Here is a 23,413-nt window from a genome sequence, read left to right as displayed (position 1 = left end):
GACCTGTGCCACAAGGAAACCTGGACGCGAGGCGGTATTCCACTCACAGAGAAATGACAGAAATCTTTCCGATTTCTTAACCGCTCGCTTTGGACAAACGCCGATATCGTTTCGTAACCTGTTTGAGACCTAAACCAGCTCGACGCATCGCAGTCGATGGCCGTTTAAGGAAGCAAAATCTTGAGGCTTGTGTCTAGATACCCGATTGCGCGTGCCCTTACACGCTCCGCCGTCGGAACGCTAGCGGGCTTTACCGTCTTATCCGGAATCGTCACCTCCTACGCCGCGGCCGACCCCGCCGAGGACGCGCTGGCCAAGCTGAACCAGCTGTCGCGCCAGGCCGAGCAGACCACGGAGGCGATGCACAGCGCGCAGCTCGACCTGAACGACAAGCTGCGGGCGCAGCGCGCGGCGGAGAAGAAACACGACGACGATCAGGCCGCCGTCGACGCGGCCAAGGCCCGACTGGCCTCCTACCAGACCGCCGTCAACAACCTGGCCGCCGCCAAGTACATGGGCGGTCACGTCGACGGCATGGAAGCGATCCTGACCGCGGGCTCCCCGCAGGGGCTGATCGACAAGCTCGCCGTGCAGCGCGTGATGGCGACGCAGATGTCCAACCAGATGGCTAGCTTCAAGTCCGCCGGTGAGCAGGCCGCCAAGGCCGAGAAGGAATCGGCGAAGTCCGCCGCCGACGCCAAGAGCGCCGCCGAGCAGGCCGCCGCGGTGCGGGCCAGCCTGCAGTCCAAGCAGAGCCAACTGCAGGTGCAGATCGCGGTCGTCAAGTCCCAGTACGTCTCGCTGTCCCCCGAGCAGCGCACGGCGCTGGCGGGCCCCGCCCCGGCCGCGGCGCCACCCGGCCCGGGCGCGCCGGCGCCGGAAGCGGCGCCGCCCGGTGCGCCCCCCGGCGACGGGCAGGCACCCGGCGTGGCCCCGCCTCCCGGTGAGCAGTTCGCACCGCCCCAGGGTGGCGGCGACAGGAACACCGTCGTGCAGGCCGCGCTGACGCAGGTCGGCTCTCAGTACGTGTGGGGCGGCGCCGCTCCCGGCGGCTTCGACTGCTCCGGCCTGGTGATGTGGGCCTTCCAGCAGGCCGGCATCTCGCTGCCGCACTCCAGCCAGGCGCTCGCCCACGGCGGGCAGCCCGTGTCGCTGTCGGACCTGCAGCCCGGTGACGTGCTGACCTTCTATTCCGACGCCTCGCACACGGGCATCTACATCGGTGACGGCATGATGGTGCACTCGTCGACCTACGGCGTGCCGGTCCGGGTGGTGCCGATGAACTCCTCCGGCCCGATCTACGACGCGCGCCGTTACTAGACGCCCCAACTCACGCCGCCGGCGCCGACCGGTGCTGTTGGCCTGGGTCTTCCTCGTCGAGTTGGTGGTCGCGGCGGCCGTGCCGTTCGACGCCGCGCGCGATGGCCGGATCCGGCCGCCGCAGTTGATCACCCCCGCGCATCGCGCCGTCGACGCCGCGACCAAGTCGTTGACCGTCGGCGACCGCACCGTCAGCCTGCTCTCGCTGGGCGGCACCGCCAGCGATCGCCTGCTGTCCCGCGTCGTGGCGAGCCTCGGTCCGGCGGTGGGCGCCGTCGAGGCCTTCTGGGGCGTCGATTGGCCGCGGAACATCGCGCTCGTCGCGGCCGGCACGGATGCGGAGTTCCGCGGCGCCGCCGGCGGCGGATCGGAGTCGCAGTGGGCCGATATCGCGGCCGTGACGGTCGTCGACCGGGTGGACCCGGCGCGCCGGGTGGCCTACGGCCAGCGGATCGTGTTCGCGCCCGGCGCGGCGAACATGAGCCCGGCGTCGCTGCGAATCGTGCTGACACACGAGCTTTTTCACTACGCGTCGCGCGCCGATACCGTGTTGGACGCGCCCCGCTGGCTACCCGAGGGCGTCGCCGACTTCGTGGCCCGGCCGCCGACACCGGTGCCGGCCGACGCGTCGCCCGTGCCGCTGACGCTGCCGTCCGACGCCGAGCTGGACGCGCCCGGACCGCAGCGATCCCTGGCGTACGACCGCGCGTGGTGGTTCGCCCGCTTCGTGGCCGACACCTACGGTGCGCCGAAACTGCGCGAGCTCTACCTGGCCACCTGCGGCGTCCGCCACGCCGACCTGCCCACCGCCGCCCACGACATCCTGAACACCGCCCCGGCGGATCTGCTGGTGCGCTGGCATCAGTGGTTGACCCGCTAGGGCCGCGTGCGCGGCCCGCCTCGGCGCCGCGCTAGCCTGTCGCAGGTGAGTCGGGTCCTGCTGGTTACCAACGACTTTCCGCCCCGCCCGGGCGGCATCCAGTCGTATCTGGGCGAATTCGTCGACAGGCTGGTGCGGCAGGGTCCGCACGCGGTCACGGTCTACGCGCCCCAGTGGAAGGGCGCCGACGCCCACGACAAGGCCGCCGAGGCGGCCGGTTACCGGGTGGTGCGCCACCCCGGCACGTTGATGCTGCCCGGCCCCTCGGTCGACGCCCGGATGCGCCGGCTGATCGGGGAGCACGGCATCGACGCCGTTTGGTTCGGGGCGGCCGCGCCGCTGGCCCTGCTCGCCCAGCGGGCCCGCGGCGCGGGCGCGAAGCGTGTGGTGGCCAGCACCCACGGTCACGAGGTCGGCTGGTCGATGCTGCCCGTCGCGCGCTCGGTGCTGCGGCGCATCGGCGACGACACCGACGTCGTCACCTTCGTCAGCCGCTACACGCGCTCGCGGTTCGCGCCGGCGTTCGGGCCCAAGGCGTCACTGGAATACCTGCCCTCCGGCGTGGACACCGACCGGTTCCGGCCCGACCCGGCGGGTCGCGCCGAGCTGCGGGCGCGCTACCGGTTGGGCGAACGGCCCACCGTGGTGTGCCTGTCGCGGCTGGTGCCGCGCAAGGGGCAGGACGTGTTGATCAAGGCGCTGCCGTCGGTCCGCCGCCGCGTGGACGGCGCGGCCCTGGTGATCGTGGGGGGTGGCCCCTATCTGGAGGCGCTGCGCAAGCTCGCCCGCGAGTGCGGGGTCGACGAGCATGTCACCTTCACCGGCGGTGTGCCCGCCGCCGAGCTGCCCACGCACCACGCGCTGGCCGACGTGTTCGCCATGCCGTGCCGCACCCGCGGCGGCGGCATGGACGTCGAGGGCCTGGGCATCGTGTTCCTCGAGGCGTCCGCGACCGGTGTGCCGGTGATCGCCGGACGCTCCGGGGGCGCGCCGGAAACGGTGCGCGACAACGAAACCGGGCTGGTCGTCGACGGCCGCTCGGTCAGCCAGGTCGCCGACGCGGTCGCCGGGCTGCTTGGCGACCCCGACCGGGCCGCCGCGATGGGCGCCGCGGGGCGCCGCTGGGCGACCTCGCAATGGCGGTGGGACACCCTGGCCGCCCGGCTGGCCGGGCTGCTCGGCTAGGCGCGGCCCGTCACTCCTTCTCGTAGATCGACTCGATGTCGGAGGCGAACTTCTCGGCGACGACGTTGCGCTTGACCTTCATCGTCGGCGTCAGCTCCCCGGTGTCCTCGGTGAAGTCGACCGGCAGGATGCGGAACTTGCGGATCGACTCCGCGTGCGACACCGCCTTGTTGGCCTCCTTGATGGCGGAGTCCACCTCGGCGACCAGGTCGGGGTCGGTCGCCAGGTCGCCCACCGACGCGCCGGCGGCCTTATGGTTGCGCTGCTTCCAGCCGTCGAACGCCTCCGGGTCGATGGTGATCAGCGCGCCGATGAACGGCTTGTTGTCCCCGACCACCATCGCCTGGCTGATCAGCGGGTGCGCCCGCAGCCGGTCCTCGAGCACGGCGGGCGCCACGTTCTTGCCGCCGGCGGTGACGATGAGTTCCTTCTTGCGGCCGGTGATCTTGAGGAATCCGTCTTCGTCCACCGCGCCCAGATCGCCCGTGCGGAACCAGCCGTCGGTGAACGCGTCGTCGGTGGCCTGCTCGTTGCGCCAGTAGCCGCTGAACACAACGCCGCCGCGGACCAACAGCTCGCCGTCCTCGGCGATTCGTAAACTGTTGCCGGGCACCAGGGTTCCCACGGTGCCGATCCGGACGTTGCCCACCTGGTTGACGGTGATCGCCGAGCTGGTCTCGGTCAGGCCGTAGCCCTCGTGAATGGTCAGCCCCACGCCGCGGTAGAAGTGCCCCAGCCGTGAGCCCAGCGGCGCGCCGCCGGACAGCGCCGCGTGGCAGTCGCCGCCCAGCGCGGCGCGCAGCTTGTTGTACACCAGCCGGTCGAACACGGCGTGCTTGGCGCGCAGCGCCAGCCCCTTGCGGCCGCCGTCCTGCGCCTTGCTCCAGTCGACGGCGGTCTGCACGGCCGCCGCGAAGATCTTGCCCTTGCCGTCGTTCGAGGCGTTCTGCTCGGCGGTGTTGAAGACCTTCTCGAACACCCGCGGCACCGACACCACCACCGTCGGCTTGAACACCGCAAACAGCGGCACCAGGTTCTTGATGTCGCTGGTGAACCCGACGGTGACCTTGTTGGCGAACGCGGACAGCGTGAGCGAGCGGGCCAGCACGTGCGCCAGCGGCAGGAACACCAGCAGCCGCTGCCCCTCCTCGAGCAGCGTGGGCAGGCTCTCCTTGGCGCCGCGGGTCTCGTAGAGCAGGTTGGAGTGCGTGAGCTGGCAGCCCTTGGGCCGCCCGGTGGTGCCGGAGGTGTAAATCAACGTCGCCGGATCGTCGGCGCCCAGCGCCTCGAGCCGCGCGGTCACCTCTGCGGGGTCCACCGCCGCGCCCTCCTCGACCAGCTGGTCGAGCGCCTTGGGTCCCGACCCGTCGATGTGCAGGACCCGCCGCAGTGCGGGCAGTTCGGCGCTGAGTTCGGTGACCATGGCGGCGTGCTCGTCGGTCTCGGCGAACGCCACCACCGCCTCGGAGTCCTGCAGCACCCACCGCACCTGCTCCGCCGACGACGTCTCATAGATCGGCACGGTGACCGCGCCGACCGACAGAATCGCCAGGTCGAAGATGGCCCACTCGTAGCGGGTGGCCGAGAAGATGCACACCCGATCGCCGGACTGCACCCCGAGTGCAATCAATCCCAGTGCCGCAGAACGGATTTCATCGGCGGCCTGCGCGCAGGTGACGTCCGTCCACGCGCCGTCGACCTGGCGTTGGTAGATGACGAGGTCCGGGTTGTCGCGCTCATGTTCGAAGACCATGTTCGCGATGTTGTCGTGCTCGCCGACGGAGAAGCGGGCGGGGACGCTGTACTCACGCACTTTCTTGTGACCTCGATTTGCTCAGGTGGGATTTCCCGGCAGCGGGATTGCTGTCACCAGCCTAAACCGCCGGCCGGCCTGCTCCCGTCCCGGTGGCCGCGGGTGGCCGGAGTACCGGCCGCCCCCGGCGCGGCCACCGAAGGGAGTGTGTGAAGCTGACGGGATGAACAGCATCCAGATCGCGGACGAGACGTTCGTCGCGGCGGACGGCGGGCGGGTCGGCGCGGCCGTCGCCGACCCGTCGAGCTGGCGCCGGTGGTGGCCGGACCTGCGGCTGCAGGTCGTCGAGGACCGCGGCGACAAGGGCATCCGGTGGACCGTTACGGGCGCCCTCACCGGCACCATGGAGGTGTGGCTGGAGCCCTCGCTCGACGGCGTGGTGCTGCACTACTTCCTGCACGCCGAACCCACCGGGGTGGCGGCCTGGCAGCTGGCCAAGTTGAACCTGGCGAAAATGACGCACCGCCGTCGGGTGGCGGGCAAGAAAATGGCGTTCGAGGTCAAGGCGGAGCTGGAACGCCTCCGACCGGTCGGAGTTTCTCCGGTAGTTTAGCCGGGTCGGGTTGGTGCGGAGAGTAGCGTTTCCGACCGGAGGCCCGGGGTAAGTCCCGCAAGGCAGTTTCCCCGGAGCGGGGGTGACCCGCTTGCGGGAGAGAGGGCAGCAACCAGGTGGCGGAGAAGACGACCCAAACGATCTACATCGATGCCGACCCGGACACGGTGATGCAAGTGATCGCCGACATCGACTCCTACCCGGACTGGATCTCCGAGTACAAGGAAGCCGAGGTCCAGGAGAAGGACGCCGACGGGTACCCCAAGGTCGCGCGCATCGTGCTGGACGCCACGGTGCTCAAGGACACGATGGTCATGTCCTACACCTGGCCGGCGGACCGGCGCTCGGTGAGCTGGACGCTGGTCTCCAGCTCGCTGCTGCGCTCGCTGGAGGGCTCATACCTGTTGTCTCCCAAGGGATCCGGCACCGAGGTCACCTACGAGCTGTCGGTGGACCTGGCCATGCCCATGATCGGGCTGCTCAAGCGCAAGGCCGAGCGTCGGTTGACCGACACCGCCTTGAAGGACCTGAAGAAACGAGTCGAGGCTGAGTGAGTCCAGCGCATCCCGGGAGTCCGTCCCGACCCGACTCAGTCTTTTCGTTGGCAAAGGCGGGGTAGGGAAATCCACCCTGGCCGCCGCCACCGCGGTCAGCGCCGCCGGCGCCGGGCAGCGAGTGTTGGTGGTGTCGACCGACCAGGCGCACTCCCTCGGCGACGTGCTCGGCGTCCCCGTCCCGCCGAGCCGCGGGGAACCCCTCCGCGTCCTCGCCGAGCTCGACACCGGCGCGGCGGGCGGGGGTTTCCTTGACGCGCTGGCGCTGGACACCCTCGCGCTGCTCGAGACGCGGTGGCGCGAGGTGATCGCCGCGGTGGACCGGCAATTTCCCGAATCGGAGTTGAGTTCCATTGCGCCCGAAGAACTTTCGGCGCTGCCCGGCGTGCAGGAGGTGCTCGGCCTGCACGCCGTCGGCGAGCTGGCGGCCAGCGGGCGGTGGGACCGCATCGTCGTCGACTGCGCGTCGACCGCCGACGCGCTGCGCATGTTGACGTTGCCCGCCACCTTCGCCCTGTACGTCGAGCGGGCCTGGCCGCGGCACCGCCGGCTGGCGCTCACCTCCGACGACCCCCGGTCGGCGGGGGTCGTCGAACTGTTGGAGCGCGTCAGCGCCAGCGTCGACGGGCTCAGCGCGCTGCTGACCGACGGTCGACAGGTCAGCGCCCACCTGGTGCTGACCCCCGAACGGGTGGTCGCCGCGGAGGCGGCCCGCACGCTGGGGTCGCTGGCGTTGATGGGCGTGCGCGTCGAGGAATTGATCGTCAATCAGGTGCTGGCGCAAGACGACTCTTATGAGTACCGCAACCTGCCGGAGCACCCCGCCTTCCACTGGTACGCCGAGCGGATCGCCGAGCAGCGCGGCGTGCTCGAGGAGCTCGACGCCACCATCGGGGAGGTGGCGTTGGTGTTGACCCCGCACCTGCCCGCCGAGCCGATCGGCCCCAAGGCGCTGGCAGAGCTGCTCGACGCGGCGCGCCGGCGCGGCGGGGTCGCGCCGCCGGGACCGCTGCGGCCCACGGTAGACCTGGAATCCGGCACGGGGCTTGGCTCGATCTACCGCATGCGGCTAGCGTTGCCGCAACTCGACCCCGCCGGGCTCACGCTGGGGCGCGTCGACGACGACCTCATCATCAGCGCCGGCGGATTGCGGCGCAGGGTGCGGCTGGCGTCCGTGCTCCGCCGCTGCATCGTATTAGACGCCCGCGTTCGGGGTACCGAGCTGACAGTGCGTTTTCGACCGGATCCGGAGGTGTGGCCTAAATGAACGGCGCGCATTCCGATCTCGGCCCCGAGTTGCGCAGGCTGGCCCAGTCAATCCTGGACGGCATCGACCCCGCCGTGCGGGCGGCGGCGGCGCTGACCGCCGGCAAAGGGGTGGGAACCGGCAAGTGCCAGCAGGTGTGGTGCCCGGTGTGCGCCCTGGCCGCCCTGGCCACCGGCGACCAGCATCCGCTGCTTACGGTGGTCGCTGACCACAGCATCGCCCTGCTCGAGGTCATCCGCTCGATCGTCAACGACGTCAACGACCGCGCGGCGCCGCCACCGCACGATTCCCCGCCGGACGGTCCGCCCTCCGGCGCCGCCGACAGCCCGACCGACGGCGGGGCCGCCGGCGACAAGATCCGCTATCAACCCATCCCGGTCACCGTCGAGGAGTGACTCGCCCCCGACTTGGGCCCCGTCGAAGGTGGTCCCGCCCGGTAGGGGTGGGTACAGTTGGCGCAGAACACCGGGCGGGTGCAGCCAAGAGGGAGGGCCATGTACTACTGGCTATTCAAGTACATTCTCCTCGGCCCCTTGCTGTCCTTGCTCGGCCGGCCGAAAGTCGAAGGCTTGGAATACATTCCGAGCACCGGCCCGGCGATCCTGGCCAGTAACCACCTGGCGGTGATGGACAGCTTCTACCTGCCGCTGGTGGTGCGGCGTCGCATCACGTTCCTCGCCAAGTCGGAATACTTCACCGGCACCGGCCTCAAGGGCTGGTTTCAGCGGTGGTTCTTCACCGCCGTCGGGCAGGTCCCGATCGACCGCACCGACGCCGACAGCGCCCGCGCCGCGCTGACCACCGCCGAGCAGGTCCTCAAGCAGGGCAAGCTGCTGGGCATGTACCCCGAGGGCACCCGGTCCCCGGACGGCCGGCTGTACAAGGGCAAGACCGGCCTGGCCCGGCTGGCCCTGCACACCGGCGTCCCGGTGATCCCGGTCGCCATGATCGGCACCGACGTGGTCAACCCGCCCGGCACCAACATGTTGCGGTTCGGACGCGTCACCGTGCGCTTCGGCAAGCCGATGGACTTCTCCCGCTTCGAGGGCCTGGCCGGCAACCGCTTCATCGAGCGGGCGGTCACCGACGAGGTCATCTACGAGCTGATGGGCCTGTCCGGCCAGGAGTACGTCGACATCTACGCCGCCAGCATCAAGAACCGCGCCAACGGCGACGCTCCCGCCGACGAGGGGCAGCGCATCCCCGAGACCGCCGCCGGCTAGACCGGACCGCGATCAGCCGGCCGCGGTCACCGGCGTCAGCCGCTGCGGTGCGGCGTCGCGGGCGGCCACCCGCGCGGCGACGGTGAGCCCGGCCGCGACGATGACGGCCAAGGCCCACCACACGTAGGACATCCCGACCAGCTGGCGCCACCACGACGCCGTCGTCTCGTGGTGCTTGGGCAGCAGATCGATCGGTGTCCACCGCGTCAGCACCACGCCGAGCACGCTGAGCACCAGCAGGGCGACGTTGCGCCGCCGCCAGCCCAGGACCGCGGTCACCACGATGGTCGGCAGCACCCACACCCAGTGATGCGACCAGGACACCGGCGACACCACCAGCCCGAAGAGCGCGACGCAGACGACCGCCAGCAGCGGCTCGTCGGCGCGCAGCACCCGGCGCATCGCCCACAGGGTCGCCGCGAGCACCAGCAGGCAGGCGCCGACCCACAACGGGAACCGGCCGTGCTCGTCGAGACCCAGCCGGGCCAGCGCGCCGGCGATGTTCTGGTCGGTGTTCAGCGCGGCCTCACCGATGCGGTCGGTGTGGTGCAGGGTGTGGGTCCAGTACTCGAGCGAATCGCTCCACGCCAGCGCGAACCCGAGCGCCGTCGCCCCCGCGAACGAGGCTAGCGCGGTCAGCGCCGCCCGGCCGTCGCGGCGGACGAGGAAATAAAGGAGAAATACCGCGGGCGTCAATTTCAGGGCGATGCCGAGGCCGAGCAGCAGCCCGCGCGGCCACGGCGTGCGGCGGGGGATGCAGTCGGCGAGCACCAGCGTCATCAGCACCACGTTGATCTGCCCGAAGGCGAAGTTGGAGGCGATCGGCTCCAGCCACAGCGTCGCCGCGGCCGTCAGCAGCACCGCCAACCACAACCGGCGCAGCCACGCCGGGCCGCCCAGCCGGGTCGAGGACTCCCACACGCGCAGCCCGCTCAGCACCAGCGTCGTCGACGCGATCAGCAGCACCAGCGTCAACACCGTAATCGCGACGCTGGCGGCCGGCATGCGCAGCCACGCGAAGGGGCTGAACACGATGGCGGCCAGCGGCGGGTAGGTGAACGGCAGCTTCAGCCCGATCGGCGTCGGGAACAGCACGTCCCCGCGGTACAGCGGGCGCCCGTCCAGCCAGGCGCGCGCGCCCATCTGGTAGACGTCGATGTCGATCCGATACGGCGTGTGCGCGAACAGCTGCCAGCCGACGACGACCAGCGCCGCGACGGCCAGCAGCCCCATCGGGCACCACAGCAGCACCCGCCCGGATTCGCTGTGCCGGAAGCCCGCGCCGGGCGCCTGCCGTGTACTCATGTCGGACAACAGCGTAATCGGTGCCCAGCGGGCGACAGGCGGTGCAGCGCGGCTCCCGCGGGCTCGACGCCGACCGGCGTACGTTTTTCAGTGTGCTGCACTGGTTCGTGCCGAGGGTGACCCGCTGGTTCGCGCATGACATCGAGCACGGCGGCCGGCTGCCGTTGCTGTGCTGCCTGGTTGCCTTCATCCTGACGTTTTTCGTCACCCGATCGTTCGTGCGCTTCATCCGGCACCGCGCCGACGCCGGCCGCCCCACCCGCTGGTGGCATCCGCGCAACGTGCACGTCGGGGGAGTGCACATCCACCACGTCACGTTCGGAGTGGTGCTGGTGCTGCTGTCCGGCCTCACCCTGGTCACCCTGTCCCTCGACGGGACCGAGCCGGAATTCACGGTCGCCGCAACGTTTTTCGGGATCGGTGCCGCCCTGGTCCTCGACGAGTACGCGCTAATCCTGCACCTGTCGGATGTCTACTGGTCCGAGGACGGCCGCACCTCGGTGGACGCCGTCTTCGCCGCCGTCGCCGTGGCGGGGTTGTTGATCATGGGCCTGCACCCGCTCATGTTCTTCCTGCCCGCCTGGCACGGCGCCGACTCGGTCGCCTGGCACGCCGCCGTCGCCAGCGCGATGGCGCTGACGTTGCCGCTGGCCGTCGTGGTGGTGCTCAAGGGCAAGGTGTGGACGGGGTTGCTCGGGATGTTCCTCGTGGTGTTGCTGGTCATCGGCGCGGTACGGCTGTCGCGCCCGCACGCGCCGTGGGCCCGCTGGCGCTACACCACCCAGCCGGACAAGATGCGGCGCGCGCTGCAGCGGGAGCGCACGTTGCGCAGGCCCGTCGTCCGAGCCAAGCTGTATTTGCAGTGCGCGATCGCCGGCACCCCGCGCCTACCCGACGAGCGGGCGGTCGACGCCCGCCTGGACGACGAGGTGCACCCCGCGCCGCCGCCCGAGGGCACCGAACCCATCCTGATCGCCCGCTGACCCATGCGGTACTTCTACGACACCGAGTTCATCGAGGACGGCCGCACCATCGAGCTGATCTCGATCGGGGTGGCCGCCGAGGACGGCCGCGAGTACTACGCGGTGTCCACCGAGTTCGACCCCGAGCGCGCGGGGCCGTGGGTGCGCGCGAACGTGCTGCCCAAGCTGCCGTCCCTGGCGTCGAAGGCGTGGCGCTCGCGCCGGCAGATCCGCGAAGACCTCGAAGAGTTCTTCGGCGTCCACTCGCCCCAGCGCGGCGCCGACCCGATCGAACTGTGGGCGTGGGTGGCGGCCTACGACCACGTCGCCCTGTGCCAGCTGTGGGGAACCATGCCCGACCTGCCCCGCGCGATACCGCGGTTCACCCGGGAACTGCGGCAGCTGTGGGAGGACCGCGGCAGCCCGCCCATGCCGGCGCGGCCGCGCGACGCCCACGACGCGCTCGTGGACGCCCGGGACCAGTTGCGCCGTTTCCGGCTGATCACCTCCGGCGGCTGAACCGTGGCCCGTTCGGCCTGATCAGCGGTCGGCGCGGCCCGGTTACCATGGACCGATGAACTGGACCGTCGACATCCCGATCGACCAGCTGCCGCCGCTGCCGCCGCTGCCCAGCGATCTGCGGGCGCGCCTGGACGCCGCCCTGGCCAGGCCCGCCGCGCAGCAGCCGAGCTGGCCCACCGACCAGGCGGCGGCGATGCGCACGGTGCTCGAGAGCGTGCCGCCCGTGACGGTGCCCTCGGAGATCGTCCGGCTGCAAGAACACCTCGCGCAGGTCGCCCGGGGCGAGGCCTTCCTGCTGCAGGGCGGCGACTGCGCGGAGACCTTCACCGAGAACACCGAGCCGCACATCCGCGGCAACATCCGCGCGCTGCTGCAGATGGCGGTGGTCCTCACCTACGGCGCCAGCATGCCGGTCATCAAGGTGGCCCGTATCGCCGGCCAGTACGCCAAGCCGCGGTCCGCCGACATCGACGCCCTGGGGTTGAAGTCCTACCGCGGCGACATGATCAACGGTTTTGCCGCGGACGCGGCGGTGCGCGAGCACGACCCGTCGAGGCTGGTGCGGGCCTACGCCAACGCCAGCGCCGCCATGAACTTGATGCGGGCCCTGACGTCGTCGGGGCTGGCCTCGCTGCACCTAGTGCACGATTGGAACCGGGAATTCGTGCGGACGTCGCCGGCGGGCGCGCGGTACGAGGCGCTGGCCAACGAGATCGACCGTGGCCTGAAATTCATGAGCGCCTGCGGGGTCGCCGACCGCAACCTGCAGACCGCCGAGATCTACGCCAGCCACGAGGCGCTGGTCCTGGACTACGAGCGGTCCATGCTGCGGTTGGCCGAGACCGAGGGCGGGGAACCGCAGCTGTTCGACCTGTCGGCGCACACGGTGTGGATCGGGGAGCGCACCCGCCAGCTCGACGGCGCGCACATCGCCTTCGCCGAGGTGATCGCCAACCCGATCGGCGTCAAGATCGGGCCGACGATCACCCCCGAGCTGGCCGTGGAATACGTCGAGCGCCTGGACCCGCACAACAAGCCGGGCCGCCTGACGCTGGTGAGCCGGATGGGCAACAGCAAGGTGCGTGACCTGCTGCCGCCCATCGTCGAGAAGGTCCAGGCCGCCGGTCACCAGGTGATCTGGCAGTGCGACCCGATGCACGGCAACACCCACGAGTCGTCCACCGGCTACAAGACCCGGCACTTCGACCGCATCGTCGACGAGGTGCAGGGCTTCTTCGAGGTGCACCGGGCGCTGGGCACCCACCCGGGCGGCATCCACGTCGAGATCACCGGCGAGGACGTCACCGAATGCCTCGGTGGCGCACAGGACATCTCGGACGTGGACCTGGCTGGACGCTACGAGACGGCGTGCGACCCGCGGCTGAACACCCAGCAGTCGCTGGAATTGGCCTTCCTGGTCGCCGAGATGCTGCGCGACTGAGGCGAGCCGCTAGAGCAGCCCGTCGAGGTTGCTGCCGACCGTCCACGCCGCCGTCGCGACCAGCCCCGTCAGCGCCAGCACCACCGCGATCCACACCAGCACCATGCGGCGGTTGTGCTGGCGCGCCAACACGAACTCGCTGATCGGGATGCCGGCGAATTCGCCTGTCAGCGGCTCGTATTCGTCCTCGTAGGCGTCATAGGGCTCGTCGTCCGATTCGGCGTATTCGTCGTCCGGTTCGGCCGCGACGGGGTGGTGCGGCCCGGTCCAGTCCTGCGGGCCACGCGTCAGCTGGCGGGTCGGATGGCGAACCGGCGGGCCGGGCGCGCGCTGGCCCGGCCTGCTGCGCGACAACGCCGCCGAGCGGTGCTGCGCGGAGTTGCGCGGCGCGGGCACCCGGAAGGGCGGCAGCCCGAGTTCGTCGGCGATCGCGTCGAGGGCGGCGCGCATCTCGGCGGCGTCGGCATACCGGTCGGCCGGATCGCGGGCGGTCGCCCGCCCCACTAACTCGTCGAACTGCGCGGGCACGCCGTCGATCACCGCGCTGGGCGGCGGCACGTCGGTGTCCAGGCGCTGGTAGGCGACCGACAGCGGGGAGTCCCCGGTGAAGGGGGTGCGCCCGGTCAGCAGCTCGTAGGCGACCACCCCCAGGGCGTAGACGTCGCTGCGCGGGCTGGCGTCGCCGTCGCGGACCTGCTCGGGCGACAGGTAGGCCGCGGTGCCCAGGATGACGCTGGTCGACGTGATGCCGGCCGCCGCGACGGCGCGCACCAGCCCGAAGTCCGCGATCTTGATCTCCCCGTCGTCGGAGATCAGCACGTTCTCGGGCTTGACGTCGCGGTGGACCAAGCCGGCCCGATGCGCGGCGGCCAGCCCGCCCAGCACCGGGCGCAGCACCGCCGCGGCGGCGTACGGCGGCATCGGCCCGCGCTCGACCAGCAGCTCGCGCAGCGTGCCGCCCTCGACGAGTTCCATGACCAGGAACGGGTGCCGGGCGTCCAAGCCCTGGTCGTACACCGCGACCAGCCCGGGGTCCTTCAGCCGGGCGACGGCGCGCGCCTCCCGCTGGAAGCGGGTCAGGAACTGCTCGTCGCCGGCGTAGCGGGCGTCCATCACCTTGACCGCGACGGGGCGGTCCAGCCGGGTGTCGACGCCGCGGTAAACCGTCGAGGTGCCGCCGCTGGCGATCCTCGACTGCACCAGGTAGCGGCCGTCGAGCAGGGCGCCCTCCACGGGATCCCTCGCAGCCGGTCCGGTCACCGGGCCATCGTAGGTGGGCTACCGCGATGCCGGTGCCGCGCCGGGCGCGCACACCCCGCGAACAGGGCGCGAATGGGGTAGGAGAACGCGAGGTCAAGGCGTGCCGCCGGGCATACACTGGCGCCGTGAGCAGTATTCCTGCCGGCGAGGACGTCCTGGATCCCGAAGAACCCACCTATGACCTGCCGCGGGTGGCCGAGCTGTTGCACGTGTCGGTCAGCAAAGTGCAGCAGCAGCTGCGGGAGGGGCACCTGGTGGCGGTGCGGCGCGCCGACGGCCTGGTCGTCCCGCAGGTGTTCTTCACCAAGTCCGGCGAGGTGGTCAAGAGCCTGCCGGGGTTGCTGACGATCCTGCACGACGGCGGGTACCAGGACACGGAGATCGTGCGCTGGTTGTTCACCCCCGACCCGTCGCTGACGGTGACGCGTGACGGCAGCCGCGACGCGCTCAGCAACGCCCGGCCCGTCGACGCCCTGCACGCCCATCAGGCCCGCGAGGTGCTGCGCCGGGCCCAGGCGATGGCGTACTGAGCGGGTCTACCGAGCGTCCGCCGGCCGGGGCGCGCGGTGCAGGCTGTACCACGCGGCCAGCGCGGCGGCCGTGGCCAGCGTGAAGTGCAGCCACGAGTACATGCCGTGGGAGCCGTCGGGCTTGAAGATCACCATCACCCACGTCGACGCGCCGGCGATCAGCGCGACCGCACGCCGAGACTGGGCCAACGGCGCCACGATGGCCAGCGGCCAGGAGTAATACCAGGGCAGCGCGGCCGGCACGAACAGCACCACGACCAGCATCGACCACGCGATGCCCAGCAGCGCCGCCCGGTCATCGCGGCGGAACCGCCACCACAACAGCGGCAGCGCCACCGCGATGACGGCGATGCCGACGAAGCGGGTGATGCGTAGCAGCGGATAGAAGTTCACCGGGAAGAACCCGCTGCCCAGCGCGTGCACCAGGTTGGCGGCCGCGGTCGGCACCGTCAGCCAGTTGATGATCTTCACCGAACCGGCCAGGGCGGTAAGCCAGCCGAAGCCCACCCCGGCCACCGCCGACAGGACCGCGAACACGGCCGCGAAGATCAGCAGCGACGCGGCGGTCGCGGTGAGGAAGGCCCGGGCGGGTCGGTAGCCCCGCTGCTCGCGCAGGTGCCGCAGCCACACCCACACCAGGAAGGGAAGCGCGATGCCGGCGGTGGCCTTCACGGCGATGGCGACGGTGAGCAGCGTCGTGCCCGCGACGTGGCGGCCGGCGAGCACCAGCGTGATCCCGGCGACCATCAGCCCGACCATGAGCATCTCGTTGTGCACCCCGCCCATCAGGTGGATGAGCACCAGCGGGTTGAGCGCGCAGATCCACAGCGCCGTCGGGCCGTCCGCGCCCAGCTGGCGGGCCAGGCGCGGCGCCGCCCAGACGAGCAGCATCAGGCCCGGCAGCATGCACAGCCGCAGCAGCAGGGTGCCGGTCACCATGTTGTTGCCGACCACCACGGTGACCAACTTGGCGATCAGGATGAACGCCGGGCCGTAGGGGGCGGTCGTGATGCTCCAGATCGGGCTGACGTTGTCCAGCAACACGTTCGGGTTGGCCACCGGCCCGACGGCGTACGGGTCGAAGCCGTCGCGCAGCAACGCCCCTTGGGCCAGGTAGGAATAGGTGTCCCGGCTGAACACGGGCACCGACACCAGCAGCGGCGCCAGCCAGCAGCCGGCGGTGGCCTTCATGGCGAATTCCGACACCGCGCCGTCGAGCACCCGCCGGCCCAACGCCAGCCACGCGATCAGCATCAGGCTGACGCCGATCCACAGCACGATCGAGGACAGCACCAGGCCATGGCCGAAGCGGGTCCACGACAGGTGCAGCGATTCGAGCAGCGGGTCGTGCTGGCGCGTGCTGCCCGCCCCGAGCCCGCCGAGCGTGATCAGCACCGACCCGAGCATCCCCAACTTCGCCGGCCGCGACTCGGCGCCCGCGGCGAAGGACCGCAGCCGCGAAAGCCATTGCGCGCGTGAGGTTTCGGTGCCAGCCGAATCGGCGGCGGGGCTGTGTGTCGGCGTGGTGCTCACGCGGACCGGTCCGTGGCCATCGCGGCCAGCTGGGACAGCCCCGCCTTGGCTGCGCTGTCGATGGGCGCGGCCGCCAGCGCGTCCAACGCGCGCTGCGTCAGCGCGGTGATGCGCCGCTCGGCCGCGGCCAGGGCGCCGACGGAGTCGATGACCTCGCGCAGCCGGTCGACGTCCGCGTCCGAGAGCTGCGCGCCGATGGCGGTCCGTAGCTGCTCGGCCGCCGACGGGTCGGACTGCTCGGCCAGTTCCAGCGCCTCGGCCAGCAGCACCGTGCGCTTACCGGAGCGCAGGTCGTCGCCCGACGGCTTGCCGGTGAGCTTCGGGTCCCCGAATACGCCCAGGACGTCGTCGCGCAACTGGAAGGCCACCCCGAGGTCGGTGCCGAACCGGCCGAACAGCTCGTGGACGTCGGGCCGGTCGGCCGCCGCGGCCGCCCCGAGCTGCAGTGGCCGCGACACCGTGTAGCAGGCGGTCTTGAAGGTGTCGACGGTCATGGCGGAGGCGATCGATTCCGCGCCGCTGGCCTCGGCGACGATGTCGAGGTACTGGCCGCCCAAGACCTCGGTGCGGATGTCGGCCCAGACCCGCCGGACGCGCCGGTGCGCCTCGGGCGTCAGGTCCACCCCGAAGGCGATGTCGTCGGCCCACGACAGGGCGAGGTCACCGAGCAGGATGGCCGCCGAGGTCCCGAACCGTTCCGCCGAGCCCCGCCAGCCGCGGTCGCGGTGCAGCGCCGCGAACTGCACGTGCACGGTGGGGCGGCCCCGGCGGGTGGACGAGTCGTCGATCACGTCATCGTGCACGAGCGCGCACGCGTGCAGCAGTTCGAGGGCGGAAAACAGTTGCAGCGCCTGGTCGTCGGGCGCGTCATCGGCCACGGCCCGCCAGCCCCAGTACGCGAACGCCGGCCGCAGCCGCTTGCCGCCGCCGAGCACGAAGTCCTCCAGGATCGCGATCAGAGCGTCGTAGTCGGGCCCGATGTGGGTCGTCTCGGCGCGCCGGTCGCGCATGTAGCGGCGGAGTTGGTCGGTGATGGCGCCGGTCAACTCGACGGTTGCGGCTGCTTCGACGCTCAGCGCGATCGCCCCTCTCCGCTCGATGGCCCTCGATGGCCCGGATGAGGTCCGGGTGTTCGTAGCCCGACCAGTGTATTAGCGCCCGCGGCCAGCGGTCGTGGCGCCGCGGGCCGACCGGAGGCGGGGCGCGCGTCGGCGGCCTCGAAGGGATGCTTCGACTGCCTTACTATTGCGCCGGAGTCCGGCGCCGGGCCCCCGCCTATGCTGGCGGGGGCGCTCGCGCCGCGCGGTGCGGCCCGGTGCGGCGCCGCCGGGCAGACCCCAGCACTCCCCAATCGACGTCGGATGGAGACAACCCGCGTGACCCTCAACACCATTGCGCTCGAACTGGTGCCGCCGAACGCCGACGAAGGCCGGGAGCGGGCGCTCGAGGAGGCGCGGAAGGTGGTGCGAAACGCCGCGGACTGCGGACTGCAGGGTCGGCTCCGGCACGTCATGATCCCGGGCATCATCGCCGAGGACGACGACCGGCCCATCGAGATGAAGCCCAAACTCGACGTCCTGGACTTCTGGTCGATCGTGAAGCCGGAGCTCCCGGGTTTCGGCGGCCTGTGTACCCAGGTCACCGCCTTCATGGACGAGCACGCGCTGCGTGAGCGCCTGGTCGCGCTCACCGACGCCGGCATGGAGGGCGTGGTGTTCGTGGGGGTGCCTCGCACGATGAACGACGGCGAGGGGTCCGGCGTCGCGCCGACCGACGCGCTGTCGATCTACCGCGAGGTGGTGCGCAACCGCGGCGTCATCCTGATCCCCACCCGCGACGGGGAACAGGGCCGGTTCAACTTCAAGTGCGACCAGGGCGCCACCTACGGCATGACCCAGCTGCTCTATTCGACCGCCATCGTCGACTTCCTCACCGACTTCGCCAAGCAGACCGATCACCGCCCCGAGATCCTGCTGTCGTTCGGTTTCGTCCCGCAGGTGGAAAGCCGGGTGGGCCTGATCAATTGGCTCATCCAGGATCCGGGCAACGCCGCCGTCGCTGACGAGCAGGCCTTCGTCAAGGAGTTGGCGGGCTGCGAGCCGGCCCGCAAGCGCCAACTCATGGTCGACCTCTACAAACGCGTGATCGACGGCGTGGCTGAGCTCGGCTTCCCGCTGAGCATCCACCTCGAGGCCACCTACGGGAACTCGCGACCGGCTTTCCAGACGTTCGCGGAGATGCTGGCCTACTGGGCGCCCGGACAGCGTTCGTAGCTGGCCTTAGCTGGGTGGCTGGTCGCGCGGCGCGGTGAGGCGCGGCGACCGGTCGCGGCTGTTCCAGGCCAGCAGCGCCACCACTCCGGCGGCCGCGAACGACGCGATGCCCAGCCAGACGCCCGCCCCGGTCAGGGAGCGGGTGTTGGGGTCGGTGTAGCGGGCCTGGGCGGTCATGTTGCTGACCACGCCGGGCTTGAGCTTCCAGGACACCACCTCGGGCTCGACCCGGTCACCGTTCGTCGAGGTCACCACCCCGGGGAAGGCGACGGTGAGCTCGACGTCGGCCTCGGGGTCGGTGACCGAGGTCAGATCGGCGCGGCCCTCCAAGATCACCAGGTTGCCGTTGCGGCGCAGCGACAGGTTCACCCCGGACGCGTCGGAGTTCATGTTGGCCAGCTGCGGCAGCTCGGCGAAGGTCAGGTCGGAGAACACCGCCTGCGAGCCGACGTAACCGTCGCTGTCGTAGTTGGACACCGCGACCTTCTGCCCGAACGGCAGGTTGTTCGTGTCGAGCTGCGGGCCGGTGTCCTTGGGCGTCTTGGGTTTAGCCGCCGCGACGATCTCGCCGGACACCCGGTCGTCGGGAGAGACGGTGAGGGACGCCCGCACCCGCAGGCACCCGGTGGCCAGCGGAACCACCAGCAACAGCATCGCCAGCGCCAGCAGCCGGCGCCGCCGCGCGGAGCCGCCGGGGCGTGCCGGGTGGTTGCGGCTCCGAGTATGAGGGCTGGCGCGCACCAGGTCATCGTGCCAGATGGCGGTCGCGGACAGGCAGGGCCGGTCGGCCCGGCGGCCGCCCGGCTACAGCGGTAGGGCCGGTCGGCCCGGCGGCCGCCCGGCTACAGCGGCAGCTCGCGGCCCAGGATGGCGAACGCCCGCGGGTCGCCGGCGAAATGGTAGCGGCGGATGATGTCGGTGAACCCCAGCCGTCGGTACAGCCGCCAGGCGCGGTTGGGCTCGCCGGTGGTCTCGGGGGTGGAGAGCAGCACGTTCTTCTCCGGGCGCCCGGCGAGCAGGCGCCGGGCCAGCGCCTCGCCCAGGCCTTGACCCTGGGCACGGGGGTGAATGTGCAACTCGGTGAGCTCGAAGTAGCTGTCCATTAGGCGCGCGATCTCCTGGGGCGGTGCGCCGCCGCGCTGCAAGCCCAGCACCACCTGCTGTTGCCACCATTGCCCGGGCGCGCCCGGGTAGCCGTAGGCGATGCCCAGCAGCGGTGCGTCCGTCAGTTCGGCGGCCGCCGGTGCGGCATCGCCGGTGCCCGCGGCTGCGACCGCGTCGGTCTCGACAACGCCGACCCCGCGCCAGCCGCGCCGCCGAATGTGCTCCAGCCACATCGCGGCCCGCTGGTTCTCGGTGCCGCGCGGGTAGCGCATGGCGTCGACGTAAACCGTGAGCGCCTCCTTGAGCCGCCGCTCCATGTCACTGGGCTGCAGATCGATGAGGAATACCGCCACCGCGCGCAGCCCTCCTCGTCTTCGCCGACACCGTTTAGACCCGCGGCGCTCGCCGACGATCGCGTGCGGCCGAGCGCCATCGCCATTATCGGGCCCGGGCGAAGTCACGCGACGGGCGGTCGCTTGACCCGATGTGGCGGGTCGGCCGCCGGGACAACCCGATTGCGGGCACGCCACCCCCGCCCGGCTCGTGCGCGGCAGGGATAGAATCGGCGCAGAACCAGTGGTATGGGGCAGATCCACCTCGTATCATTTGAGATAGTTGCCCGCGCAAGGGGCATCCGCGTGCTATCGATAGTGACGCGCCAACACTGTCGGCAAGGAGGGACGAATGCCACTCTCCGATCATGAGCAGCGGATGCTCGATCAGATCGAGAGCGCTCTCTATGCCGAGGACCCCAAGTTCGCGTCGAGCGTTCGCGGCGGCGGATTCCGCGCACCCACCGCGCGGCGCCGCCTGCAGGGCGCGGCGTTGTTCGTCCTCGGTCTAGCGATGCTGGTCTCCGGAGTGGCGTTCAAGGCCACGATGATCGGAACGTTCCCGATCCTCAGTGTCTTCGGGTTCATCGTCATGTTCGGCGGGGTCGTGTTCGCGATCACCGGCCCGCGGCTCTCTGGGAGGCCGGACCACTCGGCGCCGGCGCCCGGCACGCTGCGCCAGCGGCGCGGCAGGGGTGGCGGTTCGTTCACCAGCCGCATGGAGGACCGGTTCCGCCGTCGCTTCGAAGAGTAGGTCTTCGAAGAGTAGTGGGGGCAGGCACCACTTCGACCCACTCGACACATCAAACGGGGCAGCCATCGGCTGCCCCGTTTTGTTGCGCGGGTTAGGTGGTGTCGGCGTGAGACGGAAGGTGTTGGGGCAGTAGGCGTCATCGTCGCAGGTTCGACGGGCCGCAGGCACGCCGGCGGGGCCGCCGATGCCGATTGGCGTCCCAATCGAGCCCTAACCGCGACGTGGGCTGGGCGGCAGGCCCCACACCGCCCCACCGAGTCGCCCCACAATGCCCCACCCGACGCAGATTGCGCCTCTGAACTGGGGTTTTACTAACGCTGCGATAGCCCGCCGTCGCGCCGCCACACCGCCCGGCGCCCGACATCGGGGCGTATCGGCGCCTGTTGACGGGCGGAAACGCAGAAAACGGCGGCACCACGCCCTAACAATGGGGCGAAGTGGGGGAGAGTGGGGTATGGTGACTGCAGTGTTTGGGTGACCCCACAGGGGAGGTGAGCAGGTGTTTCTCGGCACCTACACGCCCAAACTCGACGACAAGGGGCGGCTCACGCTGCCCGCCAAGTTCCGCGACGCGCTGGCAGGGGGGTTGATGGTCACCAAGAGCCAAGACCACAGCCTCGCGGTCTACCCGCGGGCGGAGTTCGAACAGCTGGCCCGCCGGGCGAGCAAGGCCTCGCGGAGCAATCCCGAGGCCCGGGCGTTCCTGCGCAACCTCGCCGCCGGCACCGACGAGCAGCACCCCGACGCCCAGGGCCGCATCACCCTGTCGGCCGACCACCGGCGCTACGCAAACCTGTCGAAGGATTGCGTGGTCATCGGGGCGATCGACAACCTCGAAATCTGGGACGCGCAGGCCTGGCAGGACTACCAAGAGACCCACGAAGAGAACTTCTCCGCGGCCAGCGATGAAGCACTCGGCGACATTATCTGAGGCGCATGCCCGTGCAACGTGGCCTCTGCCCGAACCGACCCTGGCGTACTTCCCCAACGCCAGGTTCGTGCCTTCGGACAGGGACCTCGATGCAGGGGCGTCTCGCCCGATCCCCGGAGGTGTTGCGGTGGTTGACGATCCGCACGATTTCGGACATGTCCCCGTCCTGCTGGAACGCTGCGTCGAACTGCTGACCCCCGCCCTGACCCGCCGGCACGCCGACGGTTCGGGCGCCGTCCTGGTCGACGCGACCCTCGGCGCGGCCGGGCACGCCCAGCGATTTCTCACCGAGTTGCCGGGCTTGCGGCTGATCGGGCTGGACCGCGACCCCAGCGCGCTGCAGATCGCGCGCCAACGGTTGGCGCCGTTCGCCGACCGGGTCACCCTGGTGCACACCCGATACGACGGCATCGCCGACGCGCTCACCGAATCCGGTTACGCCGCAACCGAATCGATCGACGGCGTGCTCTTCGACCTCGGCGTGTCGTCGATGCAGCTCGACCGCTCCGAGCGCGGCTTCGCCTACGCCCAGGACGCCCCGCTGGACATGCGGATGGATCCGCAGGCGCCGCTGACCGCCGCCGACATCGTCAACACCTACGACGAGGCGGCGCTGGCCGACATCCTGCACCGCTACGGCGAAGAGCGGTTCGCGCGCCGCATCGCCGCACGCATCGTGCGGCAACGCGCCCGCGCGCCGTTCACCCGGACCGCTGAGTTGGTCGAGCTGCTCTACCAAGCGATTCCGGCCCCGGCGCGGCGCAGCGGCGGGCACCCCGCCAAGCGCACCTTCCAAGCGCTGCGGATCGCGGTCAACGACGAACTGGACTCGCTGCGTGAGGCGCTCCCGCTCGCGTTGGACGCGCTCGCCGTCGGTGGGCGCGTCGTGGTGCTGGCCTACCAGTCGCTGGAGGACCGGATCGTCAAACGATTGTTCGCCGACGCCGTCGCCTCGCGCACCCCGGTGGACCTGCCGGTCGAACTGCCCGGGCACGAGCCCCGCTTCCGGTCGCTGACGCACGGCGCCGGCCGGGCGGAACCCGCAGAGATCGAACGCAATCCGCGCAGCGCCGCGGTCCGGCTGCGGGCTCTGCAACGCATGGAACACAGGATGCAATCACCGACCGGGAGGGGCGACTCATGAGGGCGGAGCGCGAGACGCCGAAGCGGCGCGGCAGTGGCGAGCGTCGGGGCACTCGCCAGGGTGCGGCCCGGCGGACCCGGCGCGTGGCCGCCGAGCCCGGCTCCACGCGGCGGGCGGGCAAGACCACGGCGCCCACCCGTGAGGCGCGCACACCCAAGTCGGGCCCGCAGACGAGCCCCATCACCCGCCCGGTAGAGCGTCCGGCCCGCCCCAAGAACACCAGCCAGGCCAAGGCCCGAGCGAAGGCGCGTAAGGCCAAGGCGCCCAAGGTTATTCGCCCGAGCCTGACCGAAAGGTTGGCCGACCGGCTCGCGTCGGTGGACCTGCGGCCGCGGACGCTGGCCAGCAAGGTGCCGTTCGTGGTGCTGGTGATCGGCGCGCTGGGCATCGGCCTCGGGTTGACGCTGTGGCTTTCGACCGACTCCGCAGAGCGGTCCTATCAGTTGAGCCACGCCCGGGCGGCCCAACTGCACGGGCACCGGGATTTCGGCGGGCAGCGGCGCAGGCGCTTGGCCGGGAGCAGGAAC

Annotated in this window: 23 protein-coding genes and 1 pseudogene; 17 read left to right on the top strand and 7 right to left on the bottom strand. The window is 70.8% G+C overall.

Going from position 1 to position 23,413, the window contains the following annotated elements:
* Positions 1-180: 180 nt before the first annotated feature.
* The 3 genes from ripC to pimB are packed head-to-tail and all read left to right on the top strand — an operon-like array spanning position 181 to position 3,385.
* On the top strand, positions 181-1,320 hold the full coding sequence (gene ripC, locus A5700_RS20330) for a peptidoglycan hydrolase RipC (RefSeq protein WP_068204958.1): 1,140 nt from the start codon (positions 181-183) through the stop codon (positions 1,318-1,320).
* A 34-nt stretch (positions 1,321-1,354) separates the two neighbouring features.
* On the top strand, positions 1,355-2,200 hold the full coding sequence (locus A5700_RS20325; protein WP_231973876.1) for a hypothetical protein: 846 nt from the start codon (positions 1,355-1,357) through the stop codon (positions 2,198-2,200).
* A 45-nt stretch (positions 2,201-2,245) separates the two neighbouring features.
* Positions 2,246-3,385 carry a GDP-mannose-dependent alpha-(1-6)-phosphatidylinositol monomannoside mannosyltransferase gene (gene pimB, locus A5700_RS20320; protein ID WP_068072580.1) on the top strand — a complete coding sequence of 380 codons (1,140 nt, stop codon included), beginning with the start codon at positions 2,246-2,248 and terminating at the stop codon, positions 3,383-3,385.
* 10 nt (positions 3,386-3,395) lie between these two features.
* On the opposite strand, the gene A5700_RS20315 is transcribed toward pimB, so the two are convergent.
* Positions 3,396-5,198 (bottom strand): long-chain fatty acid--CoA ligase, encoded by a 1,803-nt coding sequence (locus tag A5700_RS20315; RefSeq protein ID WP_068072578.1) that lies wholly within the window; start codon positions 5,196-5,198, stop codon positions 3,396-3,398.
* Between the two features lie 163 nt (positions 5,199-5,361).
* On the opposite strand from A5700_RS20315, the gene A5700_RS20310 reads away from it, so the two are divergent.
* The 5 genes from A5700_RS20310 to A5700_RS20290 all read left to right on the top strand — a co-directional run bounded on the left by A5700_RS20310 (position 5,362) and on the right by A5700_RS20290 (position 8,795).
* Positions 5,362-5,751 (top strand): polyketide cyclase / dehydrase and lipid transport, encoded by a 390-nt coding sequence (locus A5700_RS20310; RefSeq protein ID WP_068204956.1) that lies wholly within the window; start codon positions 5,362-5,364, stop codon positions 5,749-5,751.
* A 116-nt stretch (positions 5,752-5,867) separates the two neighbouring features.
* Positions 5,868-6,305 carry an SRPBCC family protein gene (locus tag A5700_RS20305; RefSeq protein ID WP_068072572.1) on the top strand — a complete coding sequence of 146 codons (438 nt, stop codon included), beginning with the start codon at positions 5,868-5,870 and terminating at the stop codon, positions 6,303-6,305.
* Positions 6,298-7,572 (top strand): ArsA family ATPase, encoded by a 1,275-nt coding sequence (locus A5700_RS20300; RefSeq protein ID WP_082960604.1) that lies wholly within the window; start codon positions 6,298-6,300, stop codon positions 7,570-7,572. Before A5700_RS20305 ends, A5700_RS20300 begins: the two co-directional genes overlap by 8 nt.
* Entirely contained in the window at positions 7,569-7,967 is a 399-nt protein-coding gene (locus A5700_RS20295) for a hypothetical protein (RefSeq protein ID WP_068072566.1), read from the top strand. Before A5700_RS20300 ends, A5700_RS20295 begins: the two co-directional genes overlap by 4 nt.
* 99 nt (positions 7,968-8,066) lie before the next feature.
* Positions 8,067-8,795, top strand: a complete 729-nt coding sequence (locus A5700_RS20290; RefSeq protein ID WP_068072564.1) for a 1-acyl-sn-glycerol-3-phosphate acyltransferase — start codon at positions 8,067-8,069, stop codon at positions 8,793-8,795.
* A gap of 12 nt (positions 8,796-8,807) precedes the next feature.
* Here A5700_RS20290 and A5700_RS20285 read toward each other — a convergent pair whose 3' ends face one another.
* Entirely contained in the window at positions 8,808-10,100 is a 1,293-nt protein-coding gene (locus A5700_RS20285) for a glycosyltransferase 87 family protein (RefSeq protein ID WP_082960603.1), read from the bottom strand.
* Between the two features lie 92 nt (positions 10,101-10,192).
* Between A5700_RS20285 and A5700_RS20280 the strand changes: the two genes are divergently transcribed.
* The 3 genes from A5700_RS20280 to A5700_RS20270 are packed head-to-tail and all read left to right on the top strand — an operon-like array spanning position 10,193 to position 13,025.
* Positions 10,193-11,083: a hypothetical protein gene (locus tag A5700_RS20280; RefSeq protein ID WP_068072607.1), complete on the top strand. Its 891-nt coding sequence runs from the start codon at positions 10,193-10,195 to the stop codon at positions 11,081-11,083.
* A gap of 3 nt (positions 11,084-11,086) precedes the next feature.
* Positions 11,087-11,581 carry a polyadenylate-specific 3'-exoribonuclease AS gene (locus A5700_RS20275; RefSeq protein ID WP_068072562.1) on the top strand — a complete coding sequence of 165 codons (495 nt, stop codon included), beginning with the start codon at positions 11,087-11,089 and terminating at the stop codon, positions 11,579-11,581.
* Positions 11,582-11,636: 55 nt separating this feature from the next.
* On the top strand, positions 11,637-13,025 hold the full coding sequence (locus A5700_RS20270) for a class II 3-deoxy-7-phosphoheptulonate synthase (RefSeq protein WP_068072556.1): 1,389 nt from the start codon (positions 11,637-11,639) through the stop codon (positions 13,023-13,025).
* Between the two features lie 9 nt (positions 13,026-13,034).
* Here A5700_RS20270 and A5700_RS20265 read toward each other — a convergent pair whose 3' ends face one another.
* Entirely contained in the window at positions 13,035-14,285 is a 1,251-nt protein-coding gene (locus tag A5700_RS20265; protein WP_197502898.1) for a protein kinase, read from the bottom strand.
* 125 nt (positions 14,286-14,410) lie between these two features.
* On the opposite strand from A5700_RS20265, the gene A5700_RS20260 reads away from it, so the two are divergent.
* Positions 14,411-14,815: an Rv2175c family DNA-binding protein gene (locus tag A5700_RS20260; protein ID WP_068072550.1), complete on the top strand. Its 405-nt coding sequence runs from the start codon at positions 14,411-14,413 to the stop codon at positions 14,813-14,815.
* A gap of 6 nt (positions 14,816-14,821) precedes the next feature.
* On the opposite strand, the gene A5700_RS20255 is transcribed toward A5700_RS20260, so the two are convergent.
* A complete protein-coding gene (locus tag A5700_RS20255; protein ID WP_068072548.1) occupies positions 14,822-16,348 on the bottom strand; it encodes an alpha-(1->6)-mannopyranosyltransferase A in 1,527 nt (508 codons plus the stop codon).
* A complete protein-coding gene (idsA2, locus tag A5700_RS20250; RefSeq protein ID WP_068072544.1) occupies positions 16,345-17,394 on the bottom strand; it encodes a bifunctional (2E,6E)-farnesyl/geranyl diphosphate synthase in 1,050 nt (349 codons plus the stop codon). The genes A5700_RS20255 and idsA2 overlap by 4 nt, the downstream gene beginning before the upstream one ends.
* Before the next feature lie 330 nt (positions 17,395-17,724).
* Between idsA2 and A5700_RS20245 the strand changes: the two genes are divergently transcribed.
* The gene (locus A5700_RS20245; RefSeq protein ID WP_068072604.1) at positions 17,725-18,621 is read left to right on the top strand and encodes a mycobacterial-type methylenetetrahydrofolate reductase; all 897 of its coding nucleotides are present in this window, start codon (positions 17,725-17,727) and stop codon (positions 18,619-18,621) included.
* 6 nt (positions 18,622-18,627) lie between these two features.
* On the opposite strand, the gene A5700_RS20240 is transcribed toward A5700_RS20245, so the two are convergent.
* Positions 18,628-19,275, bottom strand: coding sequence for a DUF3153 domain-containing protein (locus A5700_RS20240; RefSeq protein WP_068072542.1), 648 nt, complete (start codon positions 19,273-19,275; stop codon positions 18,628-18,630).
* Positions 19,276-19,463: 188 nt separating this feature from the next.
* Positions 19,464-20,078, bottom strand: coding sequence for an N-acetyltransferase (locus A5700_RS20235; protein WP_068072539.1), 615 nt, complete (start codon positions 20,076-20,078; stop codon positions 19,464-19,466).
* Positions 20,079-20,409: 331 nt separating this feature from the next.
* Between A5700_RS20235 and A5700_RS20230 the strand changes: the two genes are divergently transcribed.
* The 4 genes and pseudogenes from A5700_RS20230 to A5700_RS20215 all read left to right on the top strand — a co-directional run.
* A complete protein-coding gene (locus tag A5700_RS20230) occupies positions 20,410-20,811 on the top strand; it encodes a DUF3040 domain-containing protein (RefSeq protein WP_068072536.1) in 402 nt (133 codons plus the stop codon).
* A 499-nt stretch (positions 20,812-21,310) separates the two neighbouring features.
* The gene (gene mraZ / locus A5700_RS20225; RefSeq protein ID WP_068072534.1) at positions 21,311-21,742 is read left to right on the top strand and encodes a division/cell wall cluster transcriptional repressor MraZ; all 432 of its coding nucleotides are present in this window, start codon (positions 21,311-21,313) and stop codon (positions 21,740-21,742) included.
* Positions 21,717-22,886, top strand: coding sequence for a 16S rRNA (cytosine(1402)-N(4))-methyltransferase RsmH (rsmH, locus tag A5700_RS20220; RefSeq protein ID WP_156671324.1), 1,170 nt, complete (start codon positions 21,717-21,719; stop codon positions 22,884-22,886). The genes mraZ and rsmH overlap by 26 nt, the downstream gene beginning before the upstream one ends.
* Positions 22,883-23,413, top strand: a pseudogene (locus A5700_RS20215) (hypothetical protein); the annotation flags it as partial. The gene rsmH and the pseudogene A5700_RS20215, both read left to right, overlap by 4 nt.

The organism is Mycobacterium sp. E1214, from assembly GCF_001666755.1.
Classification (GTDB): Bacteria; Actinomycetota; Actinomycetes; order Mycobacteriales; family Mycobacteriaceae; genus Mycobacterium.
This window is presented reverse-complemented; position numbering and strand designations above follow the sequence as displayed.

Excerpts from the sequence above, each read along its gene's own strand:
- A5700_RS20290 (WP_068072564.1), top strand. The coding sequence starts at position 8,067 with ATGTACTACTGGCTATTCAAGTACATTCTCCTCGGCCCCTTGCTGTCC.
- A5700_RS20240 (WP_068072542.1), bottom strand. The coding sequence starts at position 19,275 with ATGCTGTTGCTGGTGGTTCCGCTGGCCACCGGGTGCCTGCGGGTGCGG.
- A5700_RS20310 (WP_068204956.1), top strand. The coding sequence starts at position 5,362 with ATGAACAGCATCCAGATCGCGGACGAGACGTTCGTCGCGGCGGACGGC.
- A5700_RS20275 (WP_068072562.1), top strand. The coding sequence starts at position 11,087 with ATGCGGTACTTCTACGACACCGAGTTCATCGAGGACGGCCGCACCATC.
- rsmH (WP_156671324.1), top strand. The coding sequence starts at position 21,717 with ATGAAGCACTCGGCGACATTATCTGAGGCGCATGCCCGTGCAACGTGG.
- A5700_RS20270 (WP_068072556.1), top strand. The coding sequence starts at position 11,637 with ATGAACTGGACCGTCGACATCCCGATCGACCAGCTGCCGCCGCTGCCG.
- A5700_RS20230 (WP_068072536.1), top strand. The coding sequence starts at position 20,410 with ATGCCACTCTCCGATCATGAGCAGCGGATGCTCGATCAGATCGAGAGC.
- A5700_RS20295 (WP_068072566.1), top strand. The coding sequence starts at position 7,569 with ATGAACGGCGCGCATTCCGATCTCGGCCCCGAGTTGCGCAGGCTGGCC.
- A5700_RS20285 (WP_082960603.1), bottom strand. The coding sequence starts at position 10,100 with ATGAGTACACGGCAGGCGCCCGGCGCGGGCTTCCGGCACAGCGAATCC.